Source organism: Pseudomonas sp. GV047, assembly GCF_003058245.1.
GTDB classification, from domain to species: domain Bacteria; phylum Pseudomonadota; class Gammaproteobacteria; order Pseudomonadales; family Pseudomonadaceae; genus Aquipseudomonas; species Aquipseudomonas marginalis.
Window position 1 is genome coordinate 1 of sequence record NZ_QCWA01000030.1, and the last position, 3,624, is coordinate 3,624.

2 tRNA genes and 2 rRNA genes are annotated in these 3,624 nt (G+C 51.0%); all 4 read right to left on the bottom strand.

The window, feature by feature from the left end:
- Window positions 1-17 precede the first annotated feature (17 nt).
- Window positions 18-133 (bottom strand): 5S ribosomal RNA (gene rrf, locus C8K58_RS32075).
- A 158-nt stretch (window positions 134-291) separates the two neighbouring features.
- Window positions 292-3,183: ribosomal RNA gene (locus tag C8K58_RS32080) — 23S ribosomal RNA — on the bottom strand.
- 249 nt (window positions 3,184-3,432) lie between these two features.
- A tRNA-Ala gene (locus C8K58_RS32085) sits at window positions 3,433-3,508 on the bottom strand.
- A 30-nt stretch (window positions 3,509-3,538) separates the two neighbouring features.
- Window positions 3,539-3,615 (bottom strand) — tRNA-Ile (locus C8K58_RS32090).
- Between the last annotated feature and the right edge of the window lie 9 nt (window positions 3,616-3,624).

A 3,624-nucleotide genomic window follows, 5' to 3' on the forward strand; every position in this document is an offset into this window, starting at 1 on the left:
GGGGTTTCGGAATTTAATCTTGACGATGACCTACTCTCACATGGGGAAACCCCACACTACCATCGGCGATGCATCGTTTCACTGCTGAGTTCGGGATGGGATCAGGTGGTTCCAATGCTCTATGGTCGTCAAGAAATTCGGGTACTGAGTCGTGGCCGGCTGGCCTCGCTTCAGCAAATTGGGTATGTGACAGCTGTCGGTGTTTTGTGAAATCTCGAACTTTCGGTTCATTGCGTCTTCACACACCGCAATCTGATGCTCTTTCGAGTAGTCAAATTGCTTGGGTGTTATATGGTCAAGCCTCACGGGCAATTAGTATTGGTTAGCTCAACGCCTCACAGCGCTTACACACCCAACCTATCAACGTCGTAGTCTTCGACGGCCCTTCAGGGGACTCAAGGTCCCAGTGAGATCTCATCTTGAGGCTAGTTTCCCGCTTAGATGCTTTCAGCGGTTATCTATTCCGAACATAGCTACCCGGCAATGCCACTGGCGTGACAACCGGAACACCAGAGGTTCGTCCACTCCGGTCCTCTCGTACTAGGAGCAGCCCCTCTCAAATCTCAAACGTCCACGGCAGATAGGGACCGAACTGTCTCACGACGTTCTAAACCCAGCTCGCGTACCACTTTAAATGGCGAACAGCCATACCCTTGGGACCGGCTTCAGCCCCAGGATGTGATGAGCCGACATCGAGGTGCCAAACACCGCCGTCGATATGAACTCTTGGGCGGTATCAGCCTGTTATCCCCGGAGTACCTTTTATCCGTTGAGCGATGGCCCTTCCATACAGAACCACCGGATCACTAAGACCTACTTTCGTACCTGCTCGACGTGTCTGTCTCGCAGTCAAGCGCGCTTTTGCCTTTATACTCTACGACCGATTTCCGACCGGTCTGAGCGCACCTTCGTACTCCTCCGTTACTCTTTAGGAGGAGACCGCCCCAGTCAAACTACCCACCATACACTGTCCTCGATCCGGATAACGGACCTGAGTTAGAACCTCAAAGTTGCCAGGGTGGTATTTCAAGGTTGGCTCCACGCAGACTGGCGTCCACGCTTCAAAGCCTCCCACCTATCCTACACAAGCAAATTCAAAGTCCAGTGCAAAGCTATAGTAAAGGTTCACGGGGTCTTTCCGTCTAGCCGCGGATACACTGCATCTTCACAGCGATTTCAATTTCACTGAGTCTCGGGTGGAGACAGCGCCGCCATCGTTACGCCATTCGTGCAGGTCGGAACTTACCCGACAAGGAATTTCGCTACCTTAGGACCGTTATAGTTACGGCCGCCGTTTACCGGGGCTTCGATCAAGAGCTTCGCGTTAGCTAACCCCATCAATTAACCTTCCGGCACCGGGCAGGCGTCACACCCTATACGTCCACTTTCGTGTTTGCAGAGTGCTGTGTTTTTAATAAACAGTCGCAGCGGCCTGGTATCTTCGACCGGCATGGGCTTACGGAGCAAGTCCTTCACCCTCACCGGCGCACCTTCTCCCGAAGTTACGGTGCCATTTTGCCTAGTTCCTTCACCCGAGTTCTCTCAAGCGCCTTGGTATTCTCTACCCAACCACCTGTGTCGGTTTGGGGTACGGTTCCTGGTTACCTGAAGCTTAGAAGCTTTTCTTGGAAGCATGGCATCAACCACTTCGTTACCTAAAAGGTAACTCGTCATCAGCTCTCGGCCTTAGAATCCCGGATTTACCTAAGATTCCAGCCTACCACCTTAAACTTGGACAACCAACGCCAAGCTGGCCTAGCCTTCTCCGTCCCTCCATCGCAATAACCAGAAGTACAGGAATATTAACCTGTTTTCCATCGACTACGCTTTTCAGCCTCGCCTTAGGGACCGACTAACCCTGCGTCGATTAACGTTGCGCAGGAAACCTTGGTCTTTCGGCGTGGGTGTTTTTCACACCCATTATCGTTACTCATGTCAGCATTCGCACTTCTGATACCTCCAGCAAGCTTCTCAACTCACCTTCACAGGCTTACAGAACGCTCCTCTACCGCATCACTTACGTGATACCCGTAGCTTCGGTGTATGGTTTGAGCCCCGTTACATCTTCCGCGCAGGCCGACTCGACTAGTGAGCTATTACGCTTTCTTTAAAGGGTGGCTGCTTCTAAGCCAACCTCCTAGCTGTCTAAGCCTTCCCACATCGTTTCCCACTTAACCATAACTTTGGGACCTTAGCTGACGGTCTGGGTTGTTTCCCTTTTCACGACGGACGTTAGCACCCGCCGTGTGTCTCCCATGCTCGGCACTTGTAGGTATTCGGAGTTTGCATCGGTTTGGTAAGTCGGGATGACCCCCTAGCCGAAACAGTGCTCTACCCCCTACAGTGATACATGAGGCGCTACCTAAATAGCTTTCGAGGAGAACCAGCTATCTCCGAGCTTGATTAGCCTTTCACTCCGATCCACAGGTCATCCGCTAACTTTTCAACGGTAGTCGGTTCGGTCCTCCAGTTAGTGTTACCCAACCTTCAACCTGCCCATGGATAGATCGCCCGGTTTCGGGTCTATTCCCAGCGACTAGACGCCCTATTAAGACTCGCTTTCGCTACGCCTCCCCTATTCGGTTAAGCTCGCCACTGAAAATAAGTCGCTGACCCATTATACAAAAGGTACGCAGTCACCCAACAAAGTGGGCTCCCACTGCTTGTACGCATACGGTTTCAGGATCTATTTCACTCCCCTCTCCGGGGTTCTTTTCGCCTTTCCCTCACGGTACTAGTTCACTATCGGTCAGTCAGTAGTATTTAGCCTTGGAGGATGGTCCCCCCATATTCAGACAAAGTTTCTCGTGCTCCGTCCTACTCGATTTCATGACTAAGAGATTTTCGCGTACAGGGCTATCACCCACTATGGCCGCACTTTCCAGAGCGTTCCGCTAATCTCAAAGCCACTTAAGGGCTAGTCCCCGTTCGCTCGCCACTACTAAGGGAATCTCGGTTGATTTCTTTTCCTCAGGGTACTTAGATGTTTCAGTTCCCCTGGTTCGCTTCTTGCACCTATGTATTCAGTACAAGATAACCATCTTATGATGGCTGGGTTCCCCCATTCAGACATCTCCGGATCAAAGTCTGTTTGCCGACTCCCCGAAGCTTTTCGCAGGCTACCACGTCTTTCATCGCCTCTGACTGCCAAGGCATCCACCGTATGCGCTTCTTCACTTGACCATATAACCCCAAGCAATCTGGTTATACTGTGAAGACGACATTCGCCGAAAATTCGATCATACTCAATTAAGAGCCACTCACAAATTTTACCTTAGCCTGATCCGTTACCAGTGAAAGTAACGTTCAGTCTATCTTTCTATCACATACCCAAATTTTTAAAGAACGATCTAATCAAAGACTAGAAATCAACATTCACCATCATACTGATGGAATGCTCATTTCTAAGCTTTCATAACGCAGAAGCAGTAGTGGTGGAGCCAAACGGGATCGAACCGTTGACCTCCTGCGTGCAAGGCAGGCGCTCTCCCAGCTGAGCTATGGCCCCGTATTTCTACAGGCGTTTCCCACACAAAATTGGTGGGTCTGGGCAGATTCGAACTGCCGACCTCACCCTTATCAGGGGTGCGCTCTAACCAACTGAGCTACAGACCCAATTTCGGG